The sequence below is a fragment of the Stenotrophomonas sp. GW821-FHT02D01 genome, assembly GCF_059421765.1.
Genome location: NZ_JBWKVP010000007.1, coordinates 50,843 through 76,613, shown reverse-complemented (window position 1 = coordinate 76,613; position 25,771 = coordinate 50,843). Strand labels below are relative to the sequence as shown.

Here is a 25,771-nt window from a genome sequence, read left to right as displayed (position 1 = left end):
CTGCGGCCCGGATGCGCCGCACGATGCACGAGGAGGATGCCATGTTGTTCGCGGTCGAGAAGCTGGAATCGGAAATCTGCAAGCTGCGCGGTCTGCTGCGGATGCTGCACGAGGACCAGCCCGACGTACTGGAAGATGTGTTCGAGTTTCATGTCGGCAGTCTGATCAGCCACGCATCACCGGAAAGCCATGGCCATATCCGCGCCTGCGCACAGGAAATGCTGATGGCGATACAGGCACTGCCGCGCCACGCCGACGAGGCGCCGCAGGATTTCAGCCTGATGCGCGGAATCGCCGCCCGCCCGTCGTAATTCCGCGCAGGTCTCGACGCCTCAGCGAACCGGCAGCGGCACCACGCTGTCTTCCACACAGGCGAGCAGCTGTTCGCCCGGCGCCAGTACAGGCACCACACCGGCGGTGAATGCCGAGAATGCCGGCAGGATGGTCACGCCCTGGCGCAGCCAGAACGCGGGGAAGCGCCGACGCAGTGCCGGCAACGCAACCTGCGGATGCACATGGCCCGCCAGCACGTGCGCGGAGGCATCGGCCAGCGGCTCGTGCCGCAGCAGGAACGGTCCCAATTGAGCGTCGTCATGCATCTGCACCTGCAGCGCCGCCTTCGGCAGATCACGGTCGTGATTGCCGCGCACCACGTGGATGTCCAGCGCCGCGTGCTGCTCTCGCCAACCGAGCCATTGCTGATACCAGGCCGCGCGATGCGCCGGGCCGTGCAGGACGTCGCCGAGGATCCATAGTTGCTGGCACTGGTGCATGGTCACCAGGTCCTGCAGGCGCTGCAGGTCATTGCCGGTGCCGCCCGACGGCAGGGCGATTCCCGCACGCCGGAACACGTCCGCCTTGCCCAGGTGCAGGTCGGCGATCAACAACGCGCGCTGCGCCGGCCACAGCAGCGCCCGGCCGCCGAGCAGAAGCATCGACTCACCTCCCAGCTGCAGCGGAAGATCAGCGGCCATGGCGGCGCTCCAGCTGCTGCGCGGCACGCTGCACGCGCGTGCGCCAGTCTTCATTGCTGAACTGCCCACGCAGGCGTTCGGCCCACAAGGGAAATGCCAGCGGGGTCAGTGATGAGGGCCGCTGCAGGGACAACGAACGTGTGGCGATGCGTGCCAGCAGCTGCTGCAACCCGGGCAGGTCGAGGCTGTCATGCAGTACTTCCTGCTCGGCCAATGCCAGCAGCAGATGCTCCGGGTCGTGCTCGCGCAGCACGTCATGCAGCAGTCCGGCGGAGGCCTGCAGCTGGCGCAGCGAGCGCGGCATGCCACCCGGCAGGCTGGGTACCAGCAGGCCCGCCACGCGCGCGATGCCGCGGAACTGGCGTCGCGCCAGCTCGCCCAGGTTCACCGCTTCGCGCAGGTCCTGCAGCAGATCGCCAGCATCCAGCATTGCCCGCCAGTCCTGTTCCTGCAGATCCACCGGCGTGGCCGGAGCGAGCACCAGGCCATGGTCATTCACTGCATAGCCGATGCTGTTGCGTTGCCGACGGGTGCAGCGAAGGGCCAGCAGCGCGGCCAGCGCTTCGTGCACATGGCGGCCCGCAAAGGGATAGACGAACAGGAACTGGCCTTCGCGTCGGCGCACGTCTTCCACCAGCAGGTGGTCGGGCGATGGCGCCGCAGACAGCTGCGACTGCAATGCCAGCAGCGGCGCAAGCCACCGCGACTCCGCGCTCTGGTCGGCGCCTGACAGCACCTTTTCCAGTTCGCGGCCCAGCGGCATCGACAGTGGCAGTTGACCGCCCTGCCAGCGCGGTACCACGCCATCACCACCACCGCGCGCCACGCGCACGAACGCGGTCATGTCGCGCAGCTGCACCAGCTCCAGCAGCCGCCCTGCAAACTGGAAACGGTCGCCGCGGCGCAGGCGGCTGGCGAACTGCTCTTCCACCGCGCCCAGGCTGCCGCCACGCAGGAACTGTACGCGCACGCTGCCGTCGCTGCTGATGGTGCCGATCGACAGCCGATGGCGCAGCGCTTGGCGGCGATCGGGCATGCGGTACACGCCGTCGGCATCGCGTACCACCTTATGGAACTCCGGGTACCGGGACAATGCACGTCCGCCCTGCACGATGAAATCGATCACCGCATTCCACTGTGCGTCCTCCAGCGCGGCGAAGGCATGCGTGCCACGGACCTGTTCCAGCAGTGCATCGGCGTTGAAGCCGCCCGCCAGCGCGCGGCTGACGGCGTGCTGGGCCAATACGTCCAGCGACAACGTGGGAGGACGTCGCGCTTCGATCACCGCGTCATGCAACGCGTGCCGGGCCGCCGCGTACTCGGCCAGTTCCAGCGCATGGCTGGGAATGCACAGTATCTGGCCGCTGGCACCGGGCCGATGGCGGGCACGCCCGGCGCGCTGGCGCAGGCGCGCCACTCCCTTCGGGCTGCCCAGCTGCAGCACCTGGTCCACTTCCGGAAAGTCCACGCCCAGATCAAGGCTGGAGGTGGCCACCACGCACCGCAACGTGCCCGCACGTAGTCCGTCTTCAACCTGCTGTCGCAGCGCAGGATCCAACGAGCCGTGGTGCAGGGCGAGCGTGCCGGCATCCTCCGGCCACACGGCTGCGAGGGCCTGGTGCCACAGTTCCGCCTGCGCACGGGTATTGGTGAAGAGCAGGCTGCTGCGTGCACGGAACAATGCATCGAGAACGCGCGGAAGCTGGGAAAGGCCAAGATGCCCGGCCCATGGAAAGCGTTCGCCGGGTTCGGGCAGCAGGCTGCGGATCGTCACCGGCCGCTGCCGTGCACCTTCCACGATCGTTGCCTGTGGACGATGTGGCAGCAGTACGTCGCGCGCCTGTGGCAGGTTGCCCAATGTGGCCGACAACCCCCACAGCTGCGCCGCGGGGGCCGCCTCACGCAGCAGCGCCAGGTTCAACTGCAGCAGCACGCCGCGCTTGTTGCCCAGCAGTTCGTGCCATTCGTCCACCACCACGCAGCGCAGTTGGCGCATGCGCTCAAGGGTGTCGGGATAGCTGAGCAGCAGCGCCAGCGACTCCGGCGTGGTGACCAGCACGTCGATGCGACCTTCGCGGGCCAGGCGCCTGTCGCGGTTGCTGGCATCGCCGCTGCGCAGCCCCACGCGCCAGCCCAGGCCCAGGCCGTCGATCGGTGCCTGCAGCGCGCGTGCGGTATCGCTGGCCAGCGCCCGCAGCGGCGTTACCCACAGCACCTGCAGCGGGCGCACCGCGCTGGCGCGACGCGGTACGGGGGGCGGGTCGATCATCGCCTGCAGCAAGGGGCCGCCGAACATGGCAAGAGTTTTGCCGCTGCCGGTTGGGGTGTGCAGCAGGCCCGATTCGCCCGCCAGATAGTGAAGCCACATCGCGCGCTGGAAGGGCAGGGGGCGCCAGCCGCGGCTGCCGAACCACTCGTGCAGGCGCTGCAGCGCATCGCTGCGCTTCATCGCGCCAGCGCCTGCAACTGGGCCAGGTGGTCGGCTTCGGCAGCCGGCTTGTCGTGGCGCCAGCGCAGGATGCGTGGAAAGCGCACGGCAATGCCGGACTTGTGGCGCGCGCTGCGGTTGACTGCTTCGAAACCAAGTTCGAACACCTGTTCAGCACTTACGCTGCGCACCGGGCCGAAGCGTTCACGCGTGTGTGCACGTATCCAGCGGTCGAGGGCGAGGATTTCCTTGTCGTCCAGACCGGAATAGGCCTTGGCTACTGGGACCAGTGTTTCGCCGTCCCAGACGCCGAAGGTGTAGTCGGTGTACAGCGTGCTGCGCCGACCATGGCCTGCCTGCGCGTACAGCAATACCGCATCGATCGTGAGCGGTTCGACCTTCCACTTCCACCAGTCGCCACGGCGACGCCCGGACTGGTAGACCGAATCACGACGCTTGAGCATCAGCCCTTCCACGCCACGCTCGCGCGATGCTTCGCGCAGCTGCGCGGCATGCTGCCAATCGTCGGCGTCTACCTCGGGCGACAGCTGAATTCGCGGATCGCCGAGCGCACCGATCACCTCGGCCAACTGCACGCGTCGCTGCTGCAGCGGCAGCGCACGCAGGTCCTCACCGTCGCGCTCAAGCAGATCGTAGGCCAGCACGCGTACCGGCGTGTTGCGCAGGGTCGCCGCTCCCGGTTTGCGGCGCTGGATGCGGGTCTGCAGGGCGGTGAATGCTCGGGGAAGATTGTCGGCGTCGTCCCATGCCAGCAGCTCGCCATCCAGCACGCAGCCATCGGGCAGCGATGCTGCAGCCTGCTCGATCTCCGGGAAGCGACCGTCCAGCCGTTCTTCGCCGCGCGACCACAACGCCACCTCACCCTGGCGTCGCAGCAGCTGCAGGCGGATGCCATCCCATTTCCATTCCAGCAGCCAGTGACTGATGTCGCCCAGCCGTTCGGCGGGTTCGCCTTCCAGCGGCGAAGCGAGGAAGAACGGGTAGGGCTGCTGACGATCGGTCGGCAGTTCTTCGGCAGACAGCAAGGTGGCCAGCAGGCCGGGGGAGGGCGCCCAGTCGCCGAGCATGCGCTGGGCGATGCGGGCGATATCCAACCCGGACCACTCGGCCAATGCCTGCTGCACCACGCGCTGCGATACGCCAACGCGCAGGGCGCCGGTCAGCAGCTTGTTGAAGACCAGGCGTTCGGCCGATGCCAGCTGTCGCCAGCCCTCGACTACGGCGGCACGACGCACAGGCTCCGGCTGGTTGGCAACGGCAAGCAGGTGGTGTTCGATCCAGTCGGCCAGAGGGCGATCCTCGGCTTCGGTGGCCGGATCATCCAGCAGCAGGGTGAGCGTTTCAGCAAGGTCGCCGACCTGCGCGTAGCTGTCCTCGACCAGCCATGGCGGCAGACCGGATTCTTCAGCGATCCACGTCCGCAATTCGCCGCTGCCCGCAATTTTCCGGCGCGCGCCGCCCACTTTGCCGCCGCTGAGCAGGTACAGCGCCCACGCTGCGTCATGCGGGCGTGCGTGCTGGAAGTAATCGATCAACGCCGCGCGCTTGTCCAGCGTCGCCGTGCTGCGATCCAGCCGCTGGTACAGCGCGACGAAGGCCTTCATTCCTCGCCTCCGAAATCGGTGCGGAACGCTTCGGCGGCGACGCCGCGTTCGCGCAGGTACGGAATCAACGCATCGGTGTTGCCGTGGGTGGCAATGACGCGCTGCGCGCCGGTCTGGGTGATGGTCTGCAGCAGCGCTGGCCAATCGGCATGGTCGGAGATCACAAAGCCACGGTCGACGTTGCGCCGGCGGCGGTTGCCGCGCAACTGCATCCAGCCCGAGGCGAAACCGAGCTGGTGACGGCCGAACCGGCGCAGCCACGGCGTACCGGCGGCCGAGGGTGGGGCCAAGATCAGCTGGCCGGCCGCATCGGGCTGACGCCCCTGTTCGGCAACGGTGAGCGTGTCGAGCATGGGCACACCGGCCTGGCGATAGACGGCCACGCCGTTGGCGATGGCGCCATGCAGCCAAGCAGGCTGGTCATCCACCGCACGCAGCTCGGCAAGCACGCGTTGCGCCTTGCCCAGCGCATAGCAGAGCAGCACTGCCGCTTCGCCCCGCTGCGCGCACTCGCGGCGCCAGGCGGCGATCTCGGCCGCCACGGCACGGGTATCGGGCCAGCGGTAGATCGGAAGCGCGAACGTCGCTTCGGTGATGAAGGTATCGCAGGGCACCACTTCGAATGCAGTGCAGGTCGGGTCCGGCTGGCGCTTGTAGTCGCCCGACGCCACCCAGACCTGCTCACCATCGTCGATGCGCACCTGCGACGAGCCGAGCACGTGGCCGGCGGGATGCAGCGATACCTGCACCCGGCCCAGCGCGAACGGCACGCCCTCGGCATGCGCGTGCAGCGGCACATCGCCCAGGCGCCAGCGCAGGATCGGCACGCTGCCGGTGCTGCAGTGGTACTCGCCCATGCCCGGACGCGCATGGTCGCCATGGCCATGGGTGATGACCGCGCGCGGTACCGGCCGCCAGGGATCGATATGGAAATCGCCTGCCGCGCAGTACAGCCCTTCCGGCCGCAGTACTACCAGATCGTCTTTGCCTGCCATGCCGTCACTGTGGCGGTCCGGTCGTGCACGTAGCGAGAATCGGCCTGAACGCGGGGTTGCCGGGCGATACGGCACAATCGGACCGCACACCTCTTGCCGGCGGGGAAGGAACCGATGAGTGGACCGAGCTTCAACAGCAGCGCTCCCTACGAAACCCATGTGGTGCTCAACCAGCCGCCGCCGTTCGCCGGCCGGCAGCTGTGGACCGACGACATCGCATTGATGGAGGCCGTGCAGCGCGAGGGCGCGGCGGCGTTCGCACCGCGGTTGGCGGCGTACGGAGGGCTGGCCGGCGACGCGCTGTACCGGCTGGGCTTCGATGCCAATCGCGATCGCCCGCGCCTGCGCACCCATGATGCGCAGGGACATCGCATCGACACCGTGGAGTTCCATCCGGCGTATCACCAGTTGATGCAGACGGCAAAGGAACATGGCGTGGCAGGGCTGTCCTGGCACGAGCCACAGCCCGGCGCGCATGTCGCGCGCGCTGCGCTGAGCTACCTGCACCACCAGGCCGAGGCCGGCACCAGCTGCCCGTTGACCATGACCCACGCCGCGGTAGCCGTGCTGCGCGGGCAGCCGCATCTGGCCGAGTGGTCGCGCAAGGCCGCCGCACCGGTATACGACCCACGTGATGTGCCGGTGGCCGACAAGGCCGGCATTACCCTGGGCATGGGCATGACCGAAAAGCAGGGCGGTTCGGACGTGCGCGCCAACACCACCCGCGCCGAACCCATCGATGGCGAGCGCTATCGGCTGATCGGCCACAAGTGGTTTTTCTCCGCACCGATGTGCGATGGCTTCCTGGTACTTGCGCAGGCGCCGGCCGGATTGACCTGCCTGTTGATGCCACGGCGCCTGGCTGATGGCGATCGCAATGCATTCCGCCTGATGCGCTTGAAGGACAAGCTGGGCGACTGGGCCAACGCCTCCAGCGAAGTGGAGTTCTGTGGCGCACAGGCCTGGCGTGTGGGCGAGGAAGGACGCGGCGTGGCCACCATCATCGGCATGGTGATGATGACCCGGCTGGACTGCATGCTGGGCGCTGCGGCGGAAATGCGCATGGCACTGGCGCAGGCGCTGCATCACGCGCGGCATCGACGCACCTTCGGCAAGCCACTGATGGACCATCCGCTGATGGGCAACGTGCTGGCCGATCTGGCGCTGGAATCGGAAGCGGCCACGGTGCTGGCGATGCGCATCGCGCGCGCGGTCGATCGCGCTGGCAGCGATCCGGCCGAGGCCGCGCTCGCGCGGCTGGGTACGGCCTTGGGCAAGTACTGGATATGCAAGCGCGCACCTGCGTTCGTCAACGAAGCGCAGGAATGCCTGGGCGGTGCCGGCTACGTGGAGGAATCGATGTTGCCGCGGCTGTACCGGCAGGCACCGTTGAATTCGATCTGGGAAGGCAGCGGCAACATCCAGTGCCTGGATGTGCTGCGCGCGCTGGCGCGCGAGCCGGAGGTGCTGGCGGCGCTGCACGGTGAACTGGAGGCGGTGGCCGATCGTGATGCGCGTTATGCGTCGGCACTGCAGCAGTGGCGCGATGCGGCGGCGCCGGAGGAGGCACAGGCACGGGTGTTCTGCGAACGCACTGCCTTGCTGCTGCAGGCGGCGCTGTTGCTGCGCGCGCGCAGTCCGATGGCCGAAGCGTTCATCCGCAGCCGGTTGCACGGCGAGCATGGGTTGGCGTTCGGCACGCTGCCGGCGGGGTTGGATGTGGCGGCGATGCTGGCACGCGCGCTGCCGTAGGTGACGGCCAACGGCGAAGCCCCTCATGGTGGGCGGCGCAGGAGCGCGGCCTTGGACGGTTTCCGTGCGCGCCCAGCACGGAATCAACAGAAGAAGCGAAAAGCAGAAAAGCCGCGGCGATGCCGCGGCTTTTCCGGTAGCGCCGGGCCATGCCCGACGAACGCGAAGGCCTTAGTGCTTGGCTTCTTCCTTGGCGGCAGTGGCCTTGGCGTCGTCTGCGACATCGCGGGCCTTGTCGGCGACCTTCTGCGCGGCATCGGCGGTGGCGTCGCTGGCGTGGGCGGCGGCATCGGTGGCTGCAACCTTGGCCTTGTCGGCGGCGGTGGCGGTCGCGGCTGCGGCGCTGTCCAACGCCTGCTGGGTATCGGCAGCAGCCTGTTCAGAGGCGGCAGCGGTCTTGTCGGCAGCGTCGCGGGTGGCGGCAGCGGCCTTGTCGACGGCATCGCGTGCGGCGACACCGGCGCTGTCGGCAGCCTGCGCGGCATCCTGCTTGGCCTGTTCGGCTTCCGGGCCCTTGCAGGCAGCCAGTGCGAGCAGCAGGGAGGCGGCCAGCAGGGTAGTGGTCAGCGGACGGATCTTCATGGCGGTCTCCGGTACTGCAATGGATGGGGACGCCAGCCTATTCATACCGTTGTGAAGACCTGGTGGTGACCTGCGCACGGAACTGCGCGCAAAGAAAAAGCCGCTGGCGAACCAGCGGCTTCTTCAGAACAGCTTGAAGAAAGAAGTTATTACTTCTTGGCTTCTTCAGCAGCGTCCTTGGCCTGCTCAGCGGTAGCTTCGGCAGCCTTGGCGGCGTCCTTGGCTTCGCCAGCAGCGGCGTCGGTGGCAGCGCCAGCAGCCTGGGCAGCGGCGTCGACCGAAGCGTCAGCAGCGGTGGCGGCGGTGTCAGCGGCCTGCTGGGCAGCGTCGGCGGTCTGGGCGCCAGCAGCGGCGGCCTGGTCGGCAGCAGCCTGGGCTTCGGTGGCGGCCTGGTTGGCCGAAGCAGCGGCGTCCTGGGCAGCTTCCTGCTTCGAGCAGGCGGCCAGGGCCAGAGCCAGGGACATCGCGACCAGCAGCTTGTTGATGCTCATTGTGTAAATCCTCGTCGTTAGAATTAGGCAACGCGCATGCTGCGCGCCGACAACATGATGACAAGCCAAGATTGGGTGTCAAGCGATCCCGCATTCATTTTTGCGAAATAGACGTTAAATCCTTTCAGATCAACTCGATGGCGATAGCCGTCGCTTCGCCGCCGCCGATGCACAGGGTGGCAATGCCGCGCTTGCCGCCGCGCGTGCGCAATGCGTTGACCAAGGTGACCACCAGGCGTGCGCCGGAGGCGCCGATCGGATGGCCCAGCGCGCAGGCACCGCCATTCACGTTGAGCTTGTCGTGCGGGATGCCCAGTTCGCGCATCGGTGCCATCGCCACCACGGCGAAGGCCTCGTTGATTTCGAACAGATCGACCTGGTCCAGCGACCAGCCGGTCTTCGCCAGCAGGGTGTGGATGGCACCGATCGGGGCGGTGGTGAACCACTCCGGCTCCTGCGAATGGGTGGCATGGCCGACGATGCGCGCCAGCGGCTGCAGGCCGCGTGCAGCAGCATCTTCTTCGGTCAGCAGGACCACGGCGGCGGCGCCATCGGAAATGCTGGAGGAACTGGCGGCGGTCACGCTGCCGTCCTTCTTGAAGGCCGGGCGCAGGGTCGGGATCTTGGCAATGTCCGAACGGCCGGGCTGTTCGTCGCTGGCGACCTCGACCTCACCCTTGCGGGTGGCGACCTTCACCGCAACGATCTCGTCGGCGAAGGCGCCGTTGGCCTGGGCTGCCTGTGCGCGCTTGACCGATTCGATGGAGTAGGCGTCCTGCTCTTCGCGGGTGAACTGGTACTTGTCCACGGCGCATTCGGCGAATTCACCCATGGCCTTGCCGTCATAGGCATTGACCAGGCCGTCATGGGCCATGTGGTCCACGGCCTGGAAGTTGCCGAAACGGTTGCCGGTGCGCGAGTTGGGCAGCAGGTGCGGGGCGTTGGACATCGATTCCATGCCGCCGGCGACCACGACCTTGGCCGAACCGGCCTTGATCAGGTCATGGCCGAGCATGATGGCCTTCATGCCCGAACCACAGACCTTGTTGAGGGTGGTGGCGCCGACCGACAGCGGAATACCGGCGGCGATCGCTGCCTGGCGGGCAGGGGCCTGGCCGAGATTGGCCGGCAGCACGCAGCCCATCAGGACTTCGGAGACGTCGCTGGCAGGCACGCCCGACTGTTCCAGCGCGGCGGCGATGGCGGCCGCGCCGAGGGTCGGGGTCGGAACGCCGTTGAACTGGCCGAGGAAGGAGCCGATGGCGGTGCGCTTGGCGGCGGCGATGACGATGTTGGACATGGCAATCTCGTTGATGCGTGAGCAATGTTCGGAAAGGAGACGACGGGCGTTGGATACGGCGCCGTTTCCCGGCAGACTGCGTGGGGGTCGGCCCAGTATAGAGGGTCGGCGAAGACTGCCGCTGGGCAGTACTGGATGCCTGCCCGGATGGCGGCAGGCCAACGTTCATGGGAAGGAAACGATGGAACGTAAGACGATGGGAAGGTCGGTCCTGGCATCGGCGCTGGCGGTGGCGCTGACGGCGTGTGGCGGTGGAGGCGGCGGCAGCAACGTGCGCATCGACCCGCCCCCGACCACGCCTCCGGTCACGCCCCCGGTCACCCCGCCTCCCGCTGCCAGACCGCTTGAGCCGGCCGTGGATGCGCATCTGGCACAGACCAACGCGCGTGCCGCACAGGCCACTGGCGCGACCGGCCGCGGCGTGCGCATCGGCATCGTCGATTCGGGCGTGCTGCGCAATGCCGAGGCGCTGAACGGGCGGGTGGTGGCCAACCTCAACTACATCGACCCGAGCCGCAACAATCTCAACGTTGATGACGTGCTTGGCCATGGCACGGCGGTAGCCAGCCTGGCCGCCGGCGCATCGGTCGGTGTCTGGCCCGGGGGCATCGCTCCGGGTGCGGAGATCGTCTCGGCGCGCATCATTTCCGACACCGCGCCCAAGGACGACGGCAGCGGCAAGGGCAATTCCTTCAGCGGCACGCTGGGCGTGGCCGGGGTCCACCAGGACCTGATCAACTACGGCGTGAAGGTGATGAACAATTCCTGGGGCGGCCTGTACTGGACCGACCTCGGCACCACCGCGCAGGTCGCGGGCGAATACCGCCCCTTCATCATCAATCACGGTGGCCTGGTGGTGTTCGCTGCAGGCAACGAAGGGCGCGACCAGCCCAGCAGCGTGGCCGCGCTGCCCAGCCAGCGTGGCTTCGGCGGATCGCTGCCGGCAGCGGATCTGGAAAAAGGCTGGCTGGTAGCTACTGCGATCGATCCGAACAAGCCCGGTGAACGTGCGCCGTGGGCCAATGCCTGTGGCGACGCCGCGCGCTATTGCCTGACCGCTCCCGGCAGCGCGGTGTTCCCGGAGCCGGGTACCGGCAAGTACCTGTGGAACTACGGTACGTCCTTCGCCGCGCCGCTGATCTCCGGTGCTGCGGCGCTGGTCTGGCAGCGCTATCCATACTTCGACAACGACCTGGTGCGGCAGACCCTGCTCGGCACCGCCACCGACATCGGGGCGCCGGGCGTCGATCCCATCTACGGCTACGGCATGCTCAACGTCGGCAAGGCGGTGAACGGTCCCGGCCGCTTCGACTGGGGCGATGCCACGGTCAATGTCGACGCGGCCTCTTCGGGCTCGATCTGGAGCAACGACATCGCCGGCACTGGCGGCCTGATCAAGCGCGGCGATGGCCGGCTGGAGCTGAGCGGCAATAACAGTTACAGCGGTGCGACCCGCATCGAGCGCGGCACCCTGGCCCTGCGCGGTGGCGCCGTGATCCGTTCCAACGTGAGCGTCTCCGGTTCCGGCGGGGCCTCGATGGCCGGCCTGCAGTTCATGCCCGGTACGCCGCGGGTGATCGGCAACGTCGACAACGGCGCCAGCGTGGTGCTGGTCAACGCCAACACCACCGCGACCATCGAAGGCAATTACAGCCAGCGGCCGGATGCGCAGCTGATCGTCGCACTGGGTGTCAACGCGCTGCAGGTGACCGGCACCGCACGCCTGGCCGGTGGCGTCGTGGTCGATGGCATCGTGTCCGGCTACGTGCCGCAGGTCGGCAGCCGCCAGGACCTGGTCCATGCCAACGGCGGTATCAACGGCACGTTCACCACGCCGGTGGCCAACACCGGCGCCAACGGCCTGACCCTGCTGCAGGCGCAGTACGGCTATGGCAGCAACGACGCGTGGATGGACCTGACCCAGGTCAACGTTTCGGCAGCCGCATCGGGCCTGGGCGCCAATGCACAGGCATCGGCACTGCGGGTGCAGTCGGCATTCACCGCGCTGGACCGCAATGCGGATCTGCAGGGCTCGGCGTTCGGCGTGGCCGCAGGCGCGCTGCAGCGTACGTCTGGCGGAACCGATGGCCTGTCGGCGAGCCTGGAGAGCCTGTCCGGACAAGCACATGCGCGCGCTGAAGCGTCGACCTTCGACAGCGTGGACATGTCGCGCCGCGCGGTTGCCGAGCGCTTCGACCGCGTGCAGGCTGCGCCGAAACTGCGTGGCGCCTGGCAGAGCGCGCTGGGTGAAGCCGGGCAGGGCAGCTTTGCCGGCAACACCGCCGACAGCCAGGGCTGGATGGCCGGCCAGGACGTGGCACTGGGCAGCAACGGCCTGCTGGGCATGGCCTTTGGCGAAACCCGCAGCAATGGTGGCAGCAACTTCAGTGGTGACCGTGGGCGTGACCGCCAGGCGCAGGCGCAGCTGTATACCGGCTGGAGCCTGGGGCGTGGCTATGCGCTGGCCCAGTTCGGCACCGGCCAGTTCACCCGGGAACTGGATCGCCAGTTGCTGCTGGGTGCCGGTGCCTACGGTGTGTCCGCGCGCTACGGCGGACGTTTCAGCAGTGCCAGCGTTGAAGGCGGCTACCGTTTCGGGCGCATCGGTGCGTCGTTGACACCGTACCTGGGGGCAAGCAGCACCCGCCTGGATACCGATGGCTTCAGCGAGCAGGGCGGCTTCGGTTTCGGCCTGCGCGGTGAGGCGTCGCGTGCACAGCGCAGCCAGATGCTGGCGGGCCTGCGGGGTGAGCGGCAGTGGGGTCGTTGGACCCTGCGCGGCCATGCCGAATGGCAGCAACGGCTGGATGGCGGTGAGCAGGCCTGGCAGGCAAGTTTCGTTGGCATTGACGCCTGGGCGCCGTTGGCCGGTGTTGACGCACCGCGTGGCAGTGCCTTGTTCGGCCTGGCGCTGGAATCGTGGTGGGGCCGCAATGGCCGCCTGAGCCTGGGCATCGACCAGCGCGTGGGTGGCGATGATGCACGTCAGGCGGCGCTGCGCTACAGCACCGGTTTCTGATCATGGCGCCGGGCCTGCTGCCCGGCGCGTTCATCCGGCGGTGCCGACCCACGGTCGGCACGCGTCAGGTTGCCGAGGGTGGCGCTCAGCCGCCGCGCAGATTGCCCAGGCGCGGTGTGCTGCGGCCCAGCGGCATCTTCAGCTTGCCGATCGACAGGATGCGCGCTTCTGCTATCCGGTCAGCCGCGCGCTGCGGGGCGATGTTCTCGCGCTGCGACAGCTCGAAGATGCGCGTCAGGTTGTGGTAGATGCTGCGGATCAGCCGCATCGCGCGCTCGCGGTTGTAACCGTCGATTTCCAGCGACACGTTCATCACGCCACCGGCGTTGACCGCGTAGTCCGGCGCATACAGGATGCCGCGCGCATGCAGCTCGTCGCCGATCTCCAGGCTGGACAGCTGGTTGTTGGCGGTGCCACAGATGATCTTCGCCTTGATCCGCGGCAGCGTGTCGGCGTTGATCGCGCCTTCCAGCGCGCACGGCGCGAACACATCGGCGTTCACTTCGTGGATCTCGTCCGGCTTGACTGCCTCGGCGCCGAAATCGTTGACCGCACGATCCACCAGCGCGCTGTCCAAGTCGGTCACGTACAGCTTGGCGCCACGGTCGCGCAGCAGCTTCACCAGTTCCATGCCGATATGGCCCAGGCCCTGCACCGCGATGCTGGTCTTGCCCACTTCCTCATGGCCGAACTTGAAGCGCATCGAGGCCATCAACGCCTGCAGCGCGCCATAGGCGGTGAACGGCGCCGGATCTCCCGAGCCGCCATGGACCTGGTGCACGCCAGTGACGAACTGGCTCTCCAGGTAGATGTTCTCCATGTCGTTGACGTCGGTGCCGACGTCCTCGGCCGTGATGTAGCGACCACCCAGCGAATCGACATAGCGGCCGAACGCGCGGAACAGCACTTCGGTCTTGTCGACCTTGGGGTCGCCGATGATCACCGCCTTGCCGCCACCGACATTGAGACCGGCCAGCGCATTCTTGTAGGTCATCGTGCGGCTCAGCCGCAGCACATCGGCCAGCGCATCGTCGGTGCTGGCGTAAGGGCGCATGCGCACTCCGCCCAGGGCAGGGCCCAGGGTGGTGTTGTGGATGGCGATGATCGCCCGCAGGCCGGCATCCTGGTTGTGGCAGAACACCACCTGTTCGTGGCCGGTGGTTGCGAGGGTTTCGAATAGCATGGGGTCTCCGATGGCGCGATCTGCGGTGAACTGCGGCGAACTGCCAATGAACGGTAGGGTCCGAAAACAAAAAAAGCGACGTCGTCGGTACAGGGGGACGGGTCGCGCGGCGCCATTCTAGTCCATTCGCCCGGGCTATGCCGTCGACGCCGGACGCGCCCGGGTTAAAGAAGATGAAAGTGCGGCCGATGCTGCGACGACGGCAGGTCGCCGGATGTGATGAAGGCGCAGGGGCAGGCAGTGGCAGCAGGACAACGACAGGATGGGCGGCGATGACCGCAGCGTGGTGGCGATCTGTGCTCCGTTGGCTGTCGCAGCTGACCGGGCAGGCCCCGGCACGCCTGGCCGCAGCCCCCCGCCAGGCCGTGGCGGCTGCGGCGGCCAGCCTGCAGGGCGACGCCTTGCCGGCGGCCGAGGTCGCCGCCCACCTGCAGCGCGGACTGCACGCGCTGGCCCTGTATCCGCGCTTGGCAGGCGAACCGGCGGCGGTCAGCGCATCGGGTCTGGCCGAAGCGGTGGACCGCGCGCTGCAGGACCGCGACTGGGCTACCCGGCAGCTGCCGCGGCGCCCGCAACTGCTGCCGCAGCTGATCCAGACGGTCAATGACGACGTTGCATCGGCGCGGGTGATGGCGGCGATCATCGGCCAGGATCCGGTGCTGACCGGCAACCTGCTGCGGATTGCCAACAGCCCGGTCTACAAGGTGCACGAGCGGCCCGTGGAAAGTCTGCAGCGGGCGGTGACCCTGGTCGGCACCGAAGGTGTGCGGCAGATCATCAGCGCCGTGCTGGTGCAGCCAGTGATGCAGGTGCAGTGCGAGGTGTTCCCGCAGTTCAGTTCGATCATATGGGAGCACGCGCTGCTGGCGTCGCGCGCGGCCGCCGACCACGCCCGCACGGTCACCTTCGGCGATGCCTTCGCTGCGCAATGGCTGGGCCTGGTGCAGGGCCTGGGCGCGGCGCTGGTCATGCGTCAACTGCTGCAGGAAGCACAGGTGCGTGGCGAAGAAGTGGAGCCGGCGCTGGCCCTGCAGTTGCTGCAGCAGTGGTCACTGCCGTTGGCGCAGCGGGTGGCAGCAGCGTGGGAACTGCCCGAACCGGTGCATCAGGCCCTGGCGCCTGATGCAGACGGTCCGCTGGCCGACAGCCTGCGCCTGGCCAGCGCCGCTGCGGCGGCCAGCCTGCTGTGCCGGCACGGGCATGCCAGCCAGGGCCGCATGCTGGCCTTGCTCGAACAGTTGCCGGCAGCGCCGCCGCACGCGCTGCGCTGGATCTGGCGGCGCCTGCATGGGCGCAATGTGGAAACTCTGGACGAAAGCCTGCACGGCGATGGCGAGGGGGCCGCCCCCTGATCGTTACAGCTGGGATTCCAGCGGCAACCAGCTGATCACCCGTGCCGTCCAGCGTTTGCCGAGACTGCTGCCGGGCTCGGCATCGACCCAGTGCGGCGGCGGCTCGCGCTGCAGCCAGCGCAGTTCGTCATCAGCGCCCAGTGCCAGCCACCAGCTGTGTTCCGGGCTGGCCAGGCGCAGGTATTCCGAGCGCAGCTGTGCGCCCAGCACCGGGTCGTCGAACAACACGCCCATCTCGGTGTTGAGATAGGCCGAACGCGGATCGAGGTTGAACGATCCGACGAACCCGCGCCGGTCGTCGACCAGCAATGCCTTGGTGTGCAGGCTGGCGCCGCTGCTGCCGAACAGGCTGCCATCACCGGCCTGGCCGTTCGCCTTCAGTTCGTACAGCTGCACGCCGGCCTTCAGCAGCGGCACCCTGTAGCCCATGTAGCCACCGTGCACGGCAGCCACATCGTTGGCCGCCAGCGAGTTGGTCACCACGCCGACCTGGGCGCCGCGTCCGGCCATCGCCGAAAGTCCGTCCAGCCCTTCGCTGCCGGGCACGAAGTATGGCGAGATCAACAGTGCCTTGTAGCGCGTCGACTGCAGCTGTTGGACCAGCTCGGTGACCAGCCAGTCGTCGTGTGCATCGCCGTGGTGCTTCATCGGTGGATCGGACACGATCCGTACCTGCCTGCTCCAGTGCAGCGGCTCCGGGCTGGCACGCTGGCGCTGGCGCGACTCGGCCACGCGCTGCAGGTACGGTTGGGCCTGCGCATGCAGCGCGTCCAGATCGGACTGGCGCACCAGCTGGCGCAGCTGTGCATCGGTATAGGTCGCCAGCGCCGAGATCGGAATCGCCGCGTCGCTGTTCCAGTAGTCGTCGAAGATCTGGTTGGCCTGCTGCACGGCCGGGCCGGCCACCACCAGGTCCAGGTCCTGGAAATTCACGTCGCTGCGCGCGCTGAAATATTCCTCGCCGATGTTGCGGCCACCCACGATCGCGATGCGGCCATCGGCGATCCAGCTCTTGTTGTGCATGCGGTGGTTCACGCTGAAGGCGCGTTGCACCAGCTCCAGCGTGCGGGCCATGCCGCTGCGGTTGCGGAACGGGTTGTACAGGCGAAGCTCGATGTTGGGATGCGCATCGAGCGCCATCATCAGCGCATCCTTGTCCTTGGCATTCATGTCATCAAGCAGGATGCGCACCCGCACGCCACGTTCGGCAGCGTCGTACAGCGCCTTGGCCATCAAGTGGCCGATCAGGTCGTCGTGCCAGATGTAGTACTGCAGGTCCAGGCTGCGGCCGGCGTGCTCGGTGATCATCGCGCGGGCAGCGAACGCATCCATGCCATCGCTGAGGAAGGCCACGCCCGACTGCCCGGGATGGGCGGCCTGCAGGGGCATCATCTGCCGATCAATGGGCGTCTGCGAAGGTTGCAGTGGCAGTACCTGCGATGCTTCGCCGCGCGCCTGCGGGGCCAGGTGGTCGGCCAGCAGCAGGCCGGACAGCACCAGCAGAAGCAGTGCGGCGATGATGATCGCGGCGACGCGCAGCAGGCGTCGCCATAGGGGTTTGCGCAGACTCATGACGCCGATGGTAGATCCTGGCTACGCATGGAGGTAGATCCACGCCATGCGTGGATGAACTGCCACCGGTAGATCCACGCCATGCGTGGATGAAGCGCCGTGACTCAGAACCGCTCGTCGCTGCCCAGATAGCGCCACTGGCCCACGGCCAGCGGGCCCAGCGCCACCCGGCCGATGCGCAGGCGGCGTACGGCCACGACCTGCAGGCCGGCAGCCGTCACCGCCGTCCTCAGGCCCTTCGCGGTCAGTCCCTTGCCTGCAAAACGCAGGCGCTGCTCGCTCTGCCAGCTGACCTTCGGGCCGCCTGCTTCATGCTGCAGCCGGGCCATCAGCCACGGGCCACGTTCCGGGCCGCCTTCAGCCACTTCGACCAGGTACTCCTGTTCGGTGCGGCCCAGGTTGCGCTGCAGGTGCGCGAGCACCGCCGGATCCTGGCTGACCACCACCAGCCCGTTGTCGTCGGCCGGCAGCGAGGATGCCAGCTGCAGGCCGTGGAAGTGCCGCTGCAGCGGGCGGATGTCACTGGCATCCAGTTCGCTGCGGGTCTCGGTGCGGATCAGCGCGCACAGGGCATCGGCTGGCACGCCCGCCGGTTTGTGCAGCAGCATGCTGGCGCGCTCTGCCTTGCTGTCGCTGGCCTGCTCGGCCACCACGATGCTGGCGCTCTCGTCCACCGGGCGCTGCGGCTGTTCCACCACTTCGCCATCGACGCTGACCCAGCCGCCCTCGATATAGCGCCGCGCTTCACCACGCGGGATGCCGAGCAGGGCGGACAGGCGTTTGTCGAGTCGGGTCGGTTCCATGGCGAAAGGTCGGGCAGGGGGCGCGCAGTGTAGCCGCTACGCAGGCTCAGCGCTGGCCGCGGTTGGCCAGCTCGGTCAGGTACAGGCGGGTATCGAACTCCAGCTGCAGGTAATCCGGCTCCATGTGCTGGCACAGCTGGTAGAAGGCCTTGTTGTGGTCGGCCTCCTTCAGATGGGCCAGCTCGTGCACCACGATCATGCGCAGGAAGGCGGCTGGCGCCTGCCGGAACACGGTGGCGATGCGAATCTCGCGGCTGGCCTTGAGCCGGCCGCCGTGTACACGGGAAATGGCGGTGTGGGTGCCCAGGGCATGCTTGATGACCTCCAGCGTGTTGTCGTAGCAGACCTTGTTGAGCGGCACCGACTTGCGCAGGTAGCGGTCCTTCATGTCCTGGGTGTAGTCGTACAGCTGGCGGTCGCTGCGCACCTCATGCGGGTCGGGGTAGCGCTGCTGCAGCCAGGGGCCGAGCTTGCCCTGTGCCAGCAGATCGCTGACCTGGGCGACCAGGGGTTCGGGGTAGCCGGTGAGGTACTTCAGGACAGCCATGCAGGGGCGTCGGCGCGTCGGTAGAATGGGGCATCCAGATTACACGCGGTACGTATCGACCATGGCAAAGCCCAACGCGCTGCAGGAACAATTGCTCAAGGCCGGCCTGGCCAAGAAGTCGCAGGCCAGTGCCGCCGCGCGTGAACAGGCCAAGGCCCGCCAGGGCAAGGCCGAGTCGACGTCGGCGGAGGTCCAGCGTGAAGCTGAACGCGCCCGGGCCGAGAAGATCGAACGTGACCGCGCGCTGGCTGCCGAGCGCAACGCGCAGGCCAAGCAGGCTGAGCGCAAGGCGCAGGCCAGGCAGATCATCAGCGCCCACGCCGTGCCGCACAAAGGCGAGGACGAGTACCGCTTCAGCGATGGCGCGGTGATCCGCACCCTGTTGATCGATACCAAGCTGCGCAAGGCGCTGTCGGTGGGCGTTCTGGTCATTGTGGCCCATGGCGATGGCTACGCGGTGCTGCCGCGCGCGGCGGCGGAGAAGGTGCGCGAGCGCGCCCCGGAGGCCATCGTCGTCGACCATGGCACGCCCGGCTCCAGCGCCGAGATCTCCACCGGCAACGCCGAGGATGACGCCTACTACGCACAGTTCCAGGTTCCCGACGACCTGGTCTGGTAAGGCGGCGCTGAACCGGCCGCAGCGTCCGCCGGGCATGGCCCGGCGCTACCGATTGCGGCGGGGTGTATTGTCCCCATATCAGGCGACACACCTGCGGAGGATGGCCATGGCTACCGGTTGGGCCGGAGATGGCGCGGTCCAGGACCAGATCGACGCCACCGTCGACGATGCGATTGCCCGCGCGCGGCGCCAGCTGCGCCAGGGCCCGGGTCTGGAACACTGTGAGGAATGCGACGCGCCGATTCCCTTGGCGCGGCGTCAGGCAGTGCCTGGCGTACGGCTGTGCGTGAACTGTCAGCAGGCGCACGACGAAGAGGAACAGGCGCAGAGTGGCTACAACCGCCGGGGCAGCAAGGACAGCCAACTGCGGTAAGGGTGGTCGGCAGGGCGGCGCCCTGCACCCGCGGTAGTGCAGGCCGCTGGCCGGCAACCTTAAGAGCAACAGCAACAGCAACAGCAACAGCAACAGCAACAGCAACAGCGGCATTCCGTGGGATGGCGGGGCGGTGTGGGGTTGCAGGACACGCCGTAAACCCATCCTTGGGGGCTCGATGGCGCCATCCATGGCGCCAACGGTCCTGCAGCCCCACACCACCCCGCCTCTGACAGTTTCCAGGGGGCTGTTGGATCCACGCCATGCGTGGATGAATTCCGATGGAAATCGAATATTTCGATATTGGATCGAAGAGCATCCACGCGTGGCGTGGATCTACGTGTCGACCAAGGTCGACACCTACCAACAGCAGCCGAGAATTGTCGAAGGCGGGGCACTGTGGGTTTGCGGGGTGTGAGCGGCATGGATGCCGCGACCAAGCCTCCAGGGATGGATTCACGGCGTCCCCGCACACCCACAGTGCCCCGCCATCCCACGGAATGCCGGCTTTTGACGTTGACGTTGACGTTGCCTTGGTTTGAAGGCCTCTGCGGGTGCAGGGCGCAGCCCTGCCGAACACCCCCTCAGCCGTCGCCCTGGATGCCGCCGGGCGCCTGCGTCGGATCGCGCCAGCGTCGCACCGTGCGCTGGAAGAACAGGTTGTTCGGCAGCTGCAGCACCGTGCCCTCGTGGCCGTTGCCGGTTTCCTGCAGCGTGGTGTAGATCAGGTTGACGTCGATCACCCGGCCCTTCAGCCCGGGCTTTTCGCCGTTCTCCAGCACTTCGATGTAGTCATGCAGGCGGAACGGTCGCGTGGTGAAGATCAGCAGCGTGCAGAAGATGTTGGACAGCACGCTCCAGGCCGCGAAGAACGCCACCGCGCCCACCGCAGCGAAACCGGTGAAGGCCGTCCACAGCACCGAGGGCGATGCGCCGAGCAGGCTGAGGATGTACAGCACCGCGCTGAAATAGACCACGAAGCTGGTGATCCGGCGCGCGCCCATCACCATTTCCGGCGGCAGCGTGTAATGGTCGGCGAAGCGGCGGATCAGGCGCCGCGCCAGCACCCGCAGCAGCCAGGCGGCGAGCAGGGTGATCAGGATCTGCAGGGCGATCCCGATGTCATGCAGCCAGGGGTGGGTCCAGGCGGGCAGGTGGTCCTTCAGCGACAACATCATGGGGCGACAACGTGTGACGGAAACGGGGCTTGATGTTACCCGGCGCGTGTCGACGTTTCGACCGCCTGTGCCCAGGCAAGGCAGACGAGGTCCTGTTTGTGCTGCTGCAGGCAGGCGCGGCCGCTGTCGGCACGCCAGTGCAGGGAAACGCCGAACGCCTGCAGCAGCATGCAGGCCACGATCGCCAGCAGGGCGGCGCAGGAAGGACTGGACATGGGAGGCTCCTGGCCGGGCAGGCCTGCGGGGGACCTGTGATGGATGCAGCCAGGCGCGAAAAGGTTGCAAGCGGAAAGCGTGTCGGCAGATCTAAACCTTTTTCCGGCGGGCCGCATCCAACGGATATGCTCGACACCACCATGCCCGCGCAGCCTGCCGCCACCGACGCCGTCGACGAAACCGCCTTGGTGCGTGCGGCGGCGGCCGGCGATACCGCTGCCTACGAACTGCTGTATCGGCGGCATTCGCCGCGGGTGTTTGCCTCGTTGTGGCGCCTGTGTGGCGGGCAGCAGGCACGCGCCGAGGATGCACTGCAGGAGGCCTTCCTGCAGGCATGGAAGGCACTGCCGGGCTTCCGTTTCGAGAGCAGCCTGTCGACCTGGCTGCATCGGTTGGGGGTGAACGCCGCGCTGATGGAACTGCGCGGCCGCGCCGCCGGGCATGACCACGACAGCCTGGACGACGTGGACGGTGGCATACCGGAGATGGCGGTGCATGATGGCTGCGCCGGCACCGAACGCGACCTGGAACGCGCGTTGGCGACCCTGCCGCCGCGCGCGCGTGCGGTACTGGTGCTGCACGATATCGAAGGCTGGAAACACCATGAAATCGCCGGCCAGCTGCAGATGGCGGTCGGCAGTTCCAAAGCACAGCTGCACCGCGCGCGTGGCCTGCTGCGCGCGCGCCTGGGAGACATGACATGAGTACGCACGACCCCGATCACGACCTGCTGGCGCGCCTGCGCGCCCTTCCCGCGGAACGCAGCGCACCGGCTGATGGCTGGGAACGTCTGTCGGCGCAGTTGCCACCCCGCGAACCGGTTGCCGTGCAGGCGCCGGTGGACAACGTGGTGGCCCTGCCACTGCGCACCCGTCGACGCTGGTGGCTGCCGGTTGGCGCGGCGTTGGCGGCCAGCCTCGCGCTCTACGCGGTGGCGCCGTGGCGGCATGCACCCGAGGCGCTGCCTGCACCCAGTGGCCTGCAGCTGCAGGCCGATGCGATGACCGAACAGTACCGGCAGGCCGTGGCGTCGCTGCCTGATGGCACTGCGCCGGAGTGGCAGCCCGCGCTGCATGAACTGGATCGCAGCGCGGAACAGATCCGCGCCGCGATGGTGCAGGACCCGCGTGCGCCGCACCTGCTTGGACAGCTCAAGCGGACCTATTCGCTGCGGCTCGAACTGACCCGGCAGGCGGCCCAGGCCGCTTCCGGTCTGACAACCTGAGGAGACCCCCGATGCGAACCCTTCCCCTTCTCTGCGCGGCCCTGCTGCTGGTGCCCGCCATGGCGCTGGCCGATACACGCGTCGATGAACGCCACAATGTTGCTGCAGGCGGCCGCATCGAACTGAGCAACGTCGCTGGCAAGGTGACCGTACGCGGCTGGGACCGCAATGACGTGCAGCTCACCGGCACGCTCAGCGACGGCCTGCAGCTGCGCCAGGAAAAGAGTGCCAACCGGGTGCGCTGGGAAATCGAGTATCCGCGACGCGGCAACAATGGCGGCGCCACCTTGACCCTCAACGTGCCGCGCTCGGTAGAGCTGCTGCTGAGCACGGTCAGTGCCGACCAGGACATCAGTGGCGTGGACGTGCGGCGCCTGCAGGCCGACACTGTCAGTGGCAACCTTGCCGCCGCCGGTCGTAGTGGCGACAGCGTGCTCAATACGGTCAGCGGCAATGTCACTGCACGGTTGCAGACCCCGCGGCTGGACGTGAACACGGTCAGCGGCCGGATCGAGGCCGGTGGCGGAGTTTCCGGCGAGATCGGGGCGCAGACGGTGTCCGGCCGGGTCGGCGTCGATGCAGGTCGCATCCAGCGCCTGGTGGTGGAGACGGTATCCGGCGGCATTGACCTGTCGGCGACCGCATTGGCGCCGGGCGGACGCATCAACGTGGAGTCGGTCAGTGCATCGGTCAGCCTGCGCCTGCCGCGCACGGTGTCGGCGCAGCTGTCGGTGAACAGCTTCAGCGGGTCGATAAACAGCGATGCCGGCAAGGTCGAGCGGCCGCGCTATGGGCCGGGCAGCAGCTTGGATGCCCGCCTGGGTAGCGGCGATGGCGATATCCGCGTGCAGTCGCACTCGGGCAGCGTGCAGGTGCGCCTGGACCGCTGAGCGCGGCCCGGCAGGCCGCGGCGGCAGCGCCGCCGCGGTCGGGGGAGGGTCAGCTGGCTTTCTTCAGCGCCCAGGTGGTACCGAGAACTTCAATCTTGCCACCGCTCTTGCGGAACGCGGCCAGGTCGGAGGCGATCGAGTCGCTGTTGACCACGGTGCTGGCGGATGCGCCCTTGCGTTCGCTGCGGATGCTGTTGCTGGCCTTCGCGGGGGTCTTTGCCTTGCGGGGCATGGTTGCTCCTGTCAGGTGGAAGGGGAGGAAAGCGCGCAGGATTCAGCCTGGCGCAGGTAGTCCTGCCGCTCGCGGCGGCAGTCGTCGCCGCCCATCGAAAACTGGCGGCAGATCGCCGGGCGCTGCGAATAGATCGTGCAGCGCAGGTGATACGGATCGATCGCCGCGCACCAGCCTTCCTCGTTGCGCGCCATCACGGCACGGCCGTGTGCGTCGCGCGACAGGAACTGGCCGGGCACGTGGTCGCCGGGCTGCAGCAGGACCGGCAACCGGCAACAGACCGCGTCACAACGGCGGCAGTCGATGGGTGCTGGTTCAGCGTCAGGTTGTACGGCCACAGGGGCCTGGCGGGTGCCCAAAGCGGGTCTCGATGGCGGCTCGGGTAGTACGCGGACCATGATCGAGCCAGAAGGCATGGTCGCCAGACCCGCTGGGCGGGGCAGGCTGCACCATGGGTACACACACCGGCGAGGCCAGCGGAAGGTGCAGCGGTTTTCTAGCCGGCCAAGGGTAGCGCAGACCGCGTAACGTTTTGTTAATCCCGGCTGGCTGCCGCCAGCGCGAGGCCCTGGACGACCCCCAGCGAGGGCTCGCCGTGCACCATCCGGGCGCCCGGGAACGCCTCGGCAGCGGCCTGCCGCAGGTAGCCGGCACGGGACATGCCGCCGGTCAGGAACACCGCGTCAGGGTCGCCGCCGATGTCGCTGCGGACCTGGGCCAGCAGTTCGCGGATCTGGGTCAGGTAGCCATGGGCGGCGGCGGCCAGGCCGTCGGCGCTGTTGTCCACGTGCAGGTCGCGGGCGATGTAATCCAGCGTGCTGCGGTGTTCGCTGGCACCGCTGAGGGCGATCTTGGCGCGCTCGACATCGCGGTACAGGCGGGCTGTGTTGCCGGTGTCCTGCAGTGCCTGCAGGCGCGCCCCCCACGGCGCGTCGACGTTGTCGTAGTTGTGCTGGCGGAACTCGCGCTGGCGGGTCATGTCCTGCACGGTGGCCGCTTCCACGTAGTGGTGGGTGGGCACGCGGGTGATGCCGCGGCCGAACAGCGGCATGTAGCCGGACAGGCTCAGGGCCAGGTCGATATCGGTGCCGCCGCGGGCAATACCCCAGGCACGGTGGATGCGCGGGGCCTGGATGCCACCCACTTCGGCGTGAGCGATATCGGTGGTGCCGCCGCCGATATCGACGATCACCGCCTGATGGCGATCGCGGCTTTCAGCGTGGTAATGCATCGCTGCGGCGGCAGGCTCTTCGAGGAAATCGATGTGGTCGAAACCAGCCTGGCCGGCTGCTTCGCGCAGGATGTCCAGGGCTTGGTCGTTGCCGGCCTCGCCGATCGAGCTGCGGAACTGCACCGGGCGGCCGAGCAGGGCGCTGCGCAGCGGCTGGCCGAGCTGGGCGCTGGCGGTCAAGCGGATGTGTTCGAGGATGTGCGCGGCGATGCCGGTGATGGTCTGCCGCGCGCGCGGGTGCAGGTTGTAGCCCAGCATGGACTTCGGGCTCTGCACGAGGTTGCCTTCGTGCTCCTCGAAATATGCTTCCAGCGCGTCGTCGCCATAGACGGCGTTCTGCAGCAGGTCGCTGGCGCTGCGTTCCTTTCCGGCGCGAGCCTCCATCCACTCCCGGCGCAGGGCGCGCAGTGCCTCGCGGCGCAGGGCCTGTGGCGTGCGTTCCTGGCCAGCGGCGCGGGCCGCGCGGGCGGCGCTGTCGATCAGCTGCTGCAGTTCGTGTTCCTGCCCGGCGTCAAGCTGGAAATCGTCCGGGTCGGGCACCACGCCGGGGAAGTACACGCTGGTGCGGAACTGTTCGGCCTCGCCGAAGCGGATCGGCAGCAGCGTCCCATCACGCACGATGGCGGCGGCGGAGTTGCTGGTACCGAAGTCGATGCCGAGGCGCATGGGGAGGTCCGGGGACGATCAGGGGCCGCGCACTCTGCTGGAGTTTGCCGCGCGCTGCAAGTTCCGGTGCCTTCCTTGTGCGGGGCGCGGCGAAGCCGCGCCCGGACCGCCGCCGGAAAATGAACGAAAAGGCCGGGCGGTTACAATGGCGGCTGTTGATTCATTTTGAGGTACTTGCGATGTCTTCTGTTCCCGCCTGCCCGCAGTGCACCCTGGAAAACACCTATGCCGATGGCGCGCTGTGGATCTGCGCCGACTGCGGCTTCGAGTGGACGGCCGAAGAAGGTACCGGTTCGACCCTGGTCGTGCGTGACAGCAACGGCAATACCCTGCAGACCGGCGATACCGTCACCGTGATCAAGGACCTGAAGGTCAAGGGTTCTTCGATCCCGCTCAAGCAGGGTACGGTGATCCGCAACATCCGTCTGGTCGAAGACGATGCCGAGCACATCGAGGGCAACTCGGACAAGATCAAGGGGCTGGTGCTGAAGACCTGCTTCCTCAAGAAGGCCTGATCG

Annotated in this window: 26 protein-coding genes; 10 read left to right on the top strand and 16 right to left on the bottom strand. The window is 67.8% G+C overall.

Annotated features, from left to right (window positions below):
- Positions 1–41 precede the first annotated feature (41 nt).
- On the top strand, positions 42–311 hold the full coding sequence (locus AC07UW_RS15000) for a hypothetical protein (RefSeq protein ID WP_394198603.1): 270 nt from the start codon (positions 42–44) through the stop codon (positions 309–311).
- Between the two features lie 21 nt (positions 312–332).
- On the opposite strand, the gene pdeM is transcribed toward AC07UW_RS15000, so the two are convergent.
- From pdeM to AC07UW_RS14980, 4 genes are read right to left on the bottom strand one after another with little or no spacing between them, the layout of a single operon-like run.
- The gene (gene pdeM / locus AC07UW_RS14995) at positions 333–974 is read right to left on the bottom strand and encodes a ligase-associated DNA damage response endonuclease PdeM (protein ID WP_394198595.1); all 642 of its coding nucleotides are present in this window, start codon (positions 972–974) and stop codon (positions 333–335) included.
- The gene (locus AC07UW_RS14990) at positions 964–3,423 is read right to left on the bottom strand and encodes a ligase-associated DNA damage response DEXH box helicase (RefSeq protein ID WP_495212325.1); all 2,460 of its coding nucleotides are present in this window, start codon (positions 3,421–3,423) and stop codon (positions 964–966) included. Before AC07UW_RS14990 ends, pdeM begins: the two co-directional genes overlap by 11 nt.
- Complete coding sequence (locus AC07UW_RS14985) at positions 3,420–5,027, bottom strand: ATP-dependent DNA ligase (protein ID WP_495212324.1); 1,608 nt, start codon at positions 5,025–5,027, stop codon at positions 3,420–3,422. Before AC07UW_RS14985 ends, AC07UW_RS14990 begins: the two co-directional genes overlap by 4 nt.
- Entirely contained in the window at positions 5,024–6,022 is a 999-nt protein-coding gene (locus tag AC07UW_RS14980) for a ligase-associated DNA damage response exonuclease (protein WP_032977105.1), read from the bottom strand. Before AC07UW_RS14980 ends, AC07UW_RS14985 begins: the two co-directional genes overlap by 4 nt.
- 114 nt (positions 6,023–6,136) lie before the next feature.
- On the opposite strand from AC07UW_RS14980, the gene AC07UW_RS14975 reads away from it, so the two are divergent.
- Entirely contained in the window at positions 6,137–7,774 is a 1,638-nt protein-coding gene (locus AC07UW_RS14975; RefSeq protein WP_495212323.1) for an acyl-CoA dehydrogenase family protein, read from the top strand.
- A gap of 171 nt (positions 7,775–7,945) precedes the next feature.
- Here the strand turns inward: AC07UW_RS14975 and AC07UW_RS14970 are convergent, their stop codons facing one another.
- The 3 genes from AC07UW_RS14970 to AC07UW_RS14960 form a co-directional block, all read right to left on the bottom strand.
- Positions 7,946–8,356: a hypothetical protein gene (locus AC07UW_RS14970; protein WP_025879171.1), complete on the bottom strand. Its 411-nt coding sequence runs from the start codon at positions 8,354–8,356 to the stop codon at positions 7,946–7,948.
- A 149-nt stretch (positions 8,357–8,505) separates the two neighbouring features.
- Positions 8,506–8,847, bottom strand: a complete 342-nt coding sequence (locus tag AC07UW_RS14965; RefSeq protein WP_025879170.1) for a hypothetical protein — start codon at positions 8,845–8,847, stop codon at positions 8,506–8,508.
- Positions 8,848–8,971: 124 nt separating this feature from the next.
- A complete protein-coding gene (locus tag AC07UW_RS14960; RefSeq protein ID WP_223496101.1) occupies positions 8,972–10,147 on the bottom strand; it encodes a thiolase family protein in 1,176 nt (391 codons plus the stop codon).
- 181 nt (positions 10,148–10,328) lie between these two features.
- Between AC07UW_RS14960 and AC07UW_RS14955 the strand changes: the two genes are divergently transcribed.
- On the top strand, positions 10,329–13,166 hold the full coding sequence (locus AC07UW_RS14955) for a S8 family serine peptidase (RefSeq protein WP_495212322.1): 2,838 nt from the start codon (positions 10,329–10,331) through the stop codon (positions 13,164–13,166).
- Between the two features lie 85 nt (positions 13,167–13,251).
- On the opposite strand, the gene AC07UW_RS14950 is transcribed toward AC07UW_RS14955, so the two are convergent.
- Positions 13,252–14,349: a Glu/Leu/Phe/Val dehydrogenase dimerization domain-containing protein gene (locus tag AC07UW_RS14950; protein ID WP_100553191.1), complete on the bottom strand. Its 1,098-nt coding sequence runs from the start codon at positions 14,347–14,349 to the stop codon at positions 13,252–13,254.
- Between the two features lie 272 nt (positions 14,350–14,621).
- Between AC07UW_RS14950 and AC07UW_RS14945 the strand changes: the two genes are divergently transcribed.
- Positions 14,622–15,701, top strand: a complete 1,080-nt coding sequence (locus AC07UW_RS14945; RefSeq protein WP_223496097.1) for an HDOD domain-containing protein — start codon at positions 14,622–14,624, stop codon at positions 15,699–15,701.
- Between the two features lie 3 nt (positions 15,702–15,704).
- Here AC07UW_RS14945 and AC07UW_RS14940 read toward each other — a convergent pair whose 3' ends face one another.
- The 3 genes from AC07UW_RS14940 to AC07UW_RS14930 all read right to left on the bottom strand — a co-directional run bounded on the left by AC07UW_RS14940 (position 15,705) and on the right by AC07UW_RS14930 (position 18,623).
- Entirely contained in the window at positions 15,705–17,273 is a 1,569-nt protein-coding gene (locus AC07UW_RS14940; protein WP_495212321.1) for a phospholipase D family protein, read from the bottom strand.
- A 104-nt stretch (positions 17,274–17,377) separates the two neighbouring features.
- Positions 17,378–18,076 (bottom strand): RNA pseudouridine synthase, encoded by a 699-nt coding sequence (locus tag AC07UW_RS14935; protein WP_025879164.1) that lies wholly within the window; start codon positions 18,074–18,076, stop codon positions 17,378–17,380.
- Between the two features lie 46 nt (positions 18,077–18,122).
- Positions 18,123–18,623, bottom strand: a complete 501-nt coding sequence (locus AC07UW_RS14930) for a M48 family metallopeptidase (RefSeq protein WP_059064772.1) — start codon at positions 18,621–18,623, stop codon at positions 18,123–18,125.
- A gap of 61 nt (positions 18,624–18,684) precedes the next feature.
- On the opposite strand from AC07UW_RS14930, the gene AC07UW_RS14925 reads away from it, so the two are divergent.
- Positions 18,685–19,242 carry a DUF2058 domain-containing protein gene (locus AC07UW_RS14925; protein ID WP_336030832.1) on the top strand — a complete coding sequence of 186 codons (558 nt, stop codon included), beginning with the start codon at positions 18,685–18,687 and terminating at the stop codon, positions 19,240–19,242.
- 106 nt (positions 19,243–19,348) lie between these two features.
- Complete coding sequence (locus tag AC07UW_RS14920; protein ID WP_025879161.1) at positions 19,349–19,615, top strand: DksA/TraR family C4-type zinc finger protein; 267 nt, start codon at positions 19,349–19,351, stop codon at positions 19,613–19,615.
- Between the two features lie 584 nt (positions 19,616–20,199).
- On the opposite strand, the gene AC07UW_RS14915 is transcribed toward AC07UW_RS14920, so the two are convergent.
- Both AC07UW_RS14915 and AC07UW_RS14910 read right to left on the bottom strand, forming a co-directional pair.
- Complete coding sequence (locus AC07UW_RS14915; protein ID WP_025879067.1) at positions 20,200–20,793, bottom strand: mechanosensitive ion channel family protein; 594 nt, start codon at positions 20,791–20,793, stop codon at positions 20,200–20,202.
- A gap of 35 nt (positions 20,794–20,828) precedes the next feature.
- Entirely contained in the window at positions 20,829–21,008 is a 180-nt protein-coding gene (locus AC07UW_RS14910; protein WP_223496090.1) for a hypothetical protein, read from the bottom strand.
- 126 nt (positions 21,009–21,134) lie between these two features.
- Here AC07UW_RS14910 and AC07UW_RS14905 point away from each other — a divergent pair, with 126 nt between their 5' ends.
- Genes AC07UW_RS14905 through AC07UW_RS14895 form a run of 3 tightly spaced genes read left to right on the top strand, consistent with a single transcriptional unit; the run spans position 21,135 to position 23,124 of the window.
- Positions 21,135–21,713: an RNA polymerase sigma factor gene (locus AC07UW_RS14905; RefSeq protein ID WP_312110089.1), complete on the top strand. Its 579-nt coding sequence runs from the start codon at positions 21,135–21,137 to the stop codon at positions 21,711–21,713.
- The gene (locus tag AC07UW_RS14900) at positions 21,710–22,234 is read left to right on the top strand and encodes a hypothetical protein (RefSeq protein WP_495212320.1); all 525 of its coding nucleotides are present in this window, start codon (positions 21,710–21,712) and stop codon (positions 22,232–22,234) included. Before AC07UW_RS14905 ends, AC07UW_RS14900 begins: the two co-directional genes overlap by 4 nt.
- An 11-nt stretch (positions 22,235–22,245) precedes the next feature.
- On the top strand, positions 22,246–23,124 hold the full coding sequence (locus AC07UW_RS14895; protein WP_313252102.1) for a DUF4097 family beta strand repeat-containing protein: 879 nt from the start codon (positions 22,246–22,248) through the stop codon (positions 23,122–23,124).
- Between the two features lie 49 nt (positions 23,125–23,173).
- On the opposite strand, the gene AC07UW_RS14890 is transcribed toward AC07UW_RS14895, so the two are convergent.
- The 3 genes from AC07UW_RS14890 to AC07UW_RS14880 form a co-directional block, all read right to left on the bottom strand.
- Positions 23,174–23,356, bottom strand: coding sequence for a hypothetical protein (locus AC07UW_RS14890; RefSeq protein ID WP_025879072.1), 183 nt, complete (start codon positions 23,354–23,356; stop codon positions 23,174–23,176).
- A gap of 11 nt (positions 23,357–23,367) precedes the next feature.
- A complete protein-coding gene (locus tag AC07UW_RS14885; RefSeq protein WP_051501656.1) occupies positions 23,368–23,661 on the bottom strand; it encodes a YkgJ family cysteine cluster protein in 294 nt (97 codons plus the stop codon).
- A 230-nt stretch (positions 23,662–23,891) separates the two neighbouring features.
- Positions 23,892–25,253 (bottom strand): Hsp70 family protein, encoded by a 1,362-nt coding sequence (locus AC07UW_RS14880; RefSeq protein WP_223496086.1) that lies wholly within the window; start codon positions 25,251–25,253, stop codon positions 23,892–23,894.
- Positions 25,254–25,432: 179 nt separating this feature from the next.
- Here AC07UW_RS14880 and AC07UW_RS14875 point away from each other — a divergent pair, with 179 nt between their 5' ends.
- Positions 25,433–25,768, top strand: a complete 336-nt coding sequence (locus AC07UW_RS14875) for a zinc ribbon domain-containing protein YjdM (protein ID WP_025879075.1) — start codon at positions 25,433–25,435, stop codon at positions 25,766–25,768.
- Positions 25,769–25,771: the final 3 nt, after the last annotated feature.

Coding starts and splice junctions, on each gene's coding strand:
- AC07UW_RS14875 (WP_025879075.1), top strand. CDS start 25,433: ATGTCTTCTGTTCCCGCCTGCCCGCAGTGCACCCTGGAAAACACCTAT.
- AC07UW_RS14940 (WP_495212321.1), bottom strand. CDS start 17,273: ATGAGTCTGCGCAAACCCCTATGGCGACGCCTGCTGCGCGTCGCCGCG.
- AC07UW_RS14950 (WP_100553191.1), bottom strand. CDS start 14,349: ATGCTATTCGAAACCCTCGCAACCACCGGCCACGAACAGGTGGTGTTC.
- AC07UW_RS14985 (WP_495212324.1), bottom strand. CDS start 5,027: ATGAAGGCCTTCGTCGCGCTGTACCAGCGGCTGGATCGCAGCACGGCG.
- AC07UW_RS14945 (WP_223496097.1), top strand. CDS start 14,622: ATGACCGCAGCGTGGTGGCGATCTGTGCTCCGTTGGCTGTCGCAGCTG.
- AC07UW_RS14910 (WP_223496090.1), bottom strand. CDS start 21,008: ATGTCCAGTCCTTCCTGCGCCGCCCTGCTGGCGATCGTGGCCTGCATG.
- pdeM (WP_394198595.1), bottom strand. CDS start 974: ATGGCCGCTGATCTTCCGCTGCAGCTGGGAGGTGAGTCGATGCTTCTG.
- AC07UW_RS14900 (WP_495212320.1), top strand. CDS start 21,710: ATGAGTACGCACGACCCCGATCACGACCTGCTGGCGCGCCTGCGCGCC.
- AC07UW_RS14915 (WP_025879067.1), bottom strand. CDS start 20,793: ATGATGTTGTCGCTGAAGGACCACCTGCCCGCCTGGACCCACCCCTGG.
- AC07UW_RS14980 (WP_032977105.1), bottom strand. CDS start 6,022: ATGGCAGGCAAAGACGATCTGGTAGTACTGCGGCCGGAAGGGCTGTAC.
- AC07UW_RS14890 (WP_025879072.1), bottom strand. CDS start 23,356: ATGCCCCGCAAGGCAAAGACCCCCGCGAAGGCCAGCAACAGCATCCGC.
- AC07UW_RS14990 (WP_495212325.1), bottom strand. CDS start 3,423: ATGAAGCGCAGCGATGCGCTGCAGCGCCTGCACGAGTGGTTCGGCAGC.
- AC07UW_RS14925 (WP_336030832.1), top strand. CDS start 18,685: ATGGCAAAGCCCAACGCGCTGCAGGAACAATTGCTCAAGGCCGGCCTG.
- AC07UW_RS14920 (WP_025879161.1), top strand. CDS start 19,349: ATGGCTACCGGTTGGGCCGGAGATGGCGCGGTCCAGGACCAGATCGAC.
- AC07UW_RS14975 (WP_495212323.1), top strand. CDS start 6,137: ATGAGTGGACCGAGCTTCAACAGCAGCGCTCCCTACGAAACCCATGTG.
- AC07UW_RS14965 (WP_025879170.1), bottom strand. CDS start 8,847: ATGAGCATCAACAAGCTGCTGGTCGCGATGTCCCTGGCTCTGGCCCTG.
- AC07UW_RS14970 (WP_025879171.1), bottom strand. CDS start 8,356: ATGAAGATCCGTCCGCTGACCACTACCCTGCTGGCCGCCTCCCTGCTG.
- AC07UW_RS14895 (WP_313252102.1), top strand. CDS start 22,246: ATGCGAACCCTTCCCCTTCTCTGCGCGGCCCTGCTGCTGGTGCCCGCC.
- AC07UW_RS14960 (WP_223496101.1), bottom strand. CDS start 10,147: ATGTCCAACATCGTCATCGCCGCCGCCAAGCGCACCGCCATCGGCTCC.
- AC07UW_RS14880 (WP_223496086.1), bottom strand. CDS start 25,253: ATGCGCCTCGGCATCGACTTCGGTACCAGCAACTCCGCCGCCGCCATC.
- AC07UW_RS15000 (WP_394198603.1), top strand. CDS start 42: ATGTTGTTCGCGGTCGAGAAGCTGGAATCGGAAATCTGCAAGCTGCGC.
- AC07UW_RS14930 (WP_059064772.1), bottom strand. CDS start 18,623: ATGGCTGTCCTGAAGTACCTCACCGGCTACCCCGAACCCCTGGTCGCC.
- AC07UW_RS14935 (WP_025879164.1), bottom strand. CDS start 18,076: ATGGAACCGACCCGACTCGACAAACGCCTGTCCGCCCTGCTCGGCATC.
- AC07UW_RS14955 (WP_495212322.1), top strand. CDS start 10,329: ATGGAACGTAAGACGATGGGAAGGTCGGTCCTGGCATCGGCGCTGGCG.
- AC07UW_RS14905 (WP_312110089.1), top strand. CDS start 21,135: ATGCTCGACACCACCATGCCCGCGCAGCCTGCCGCCACCGACGCCGTC.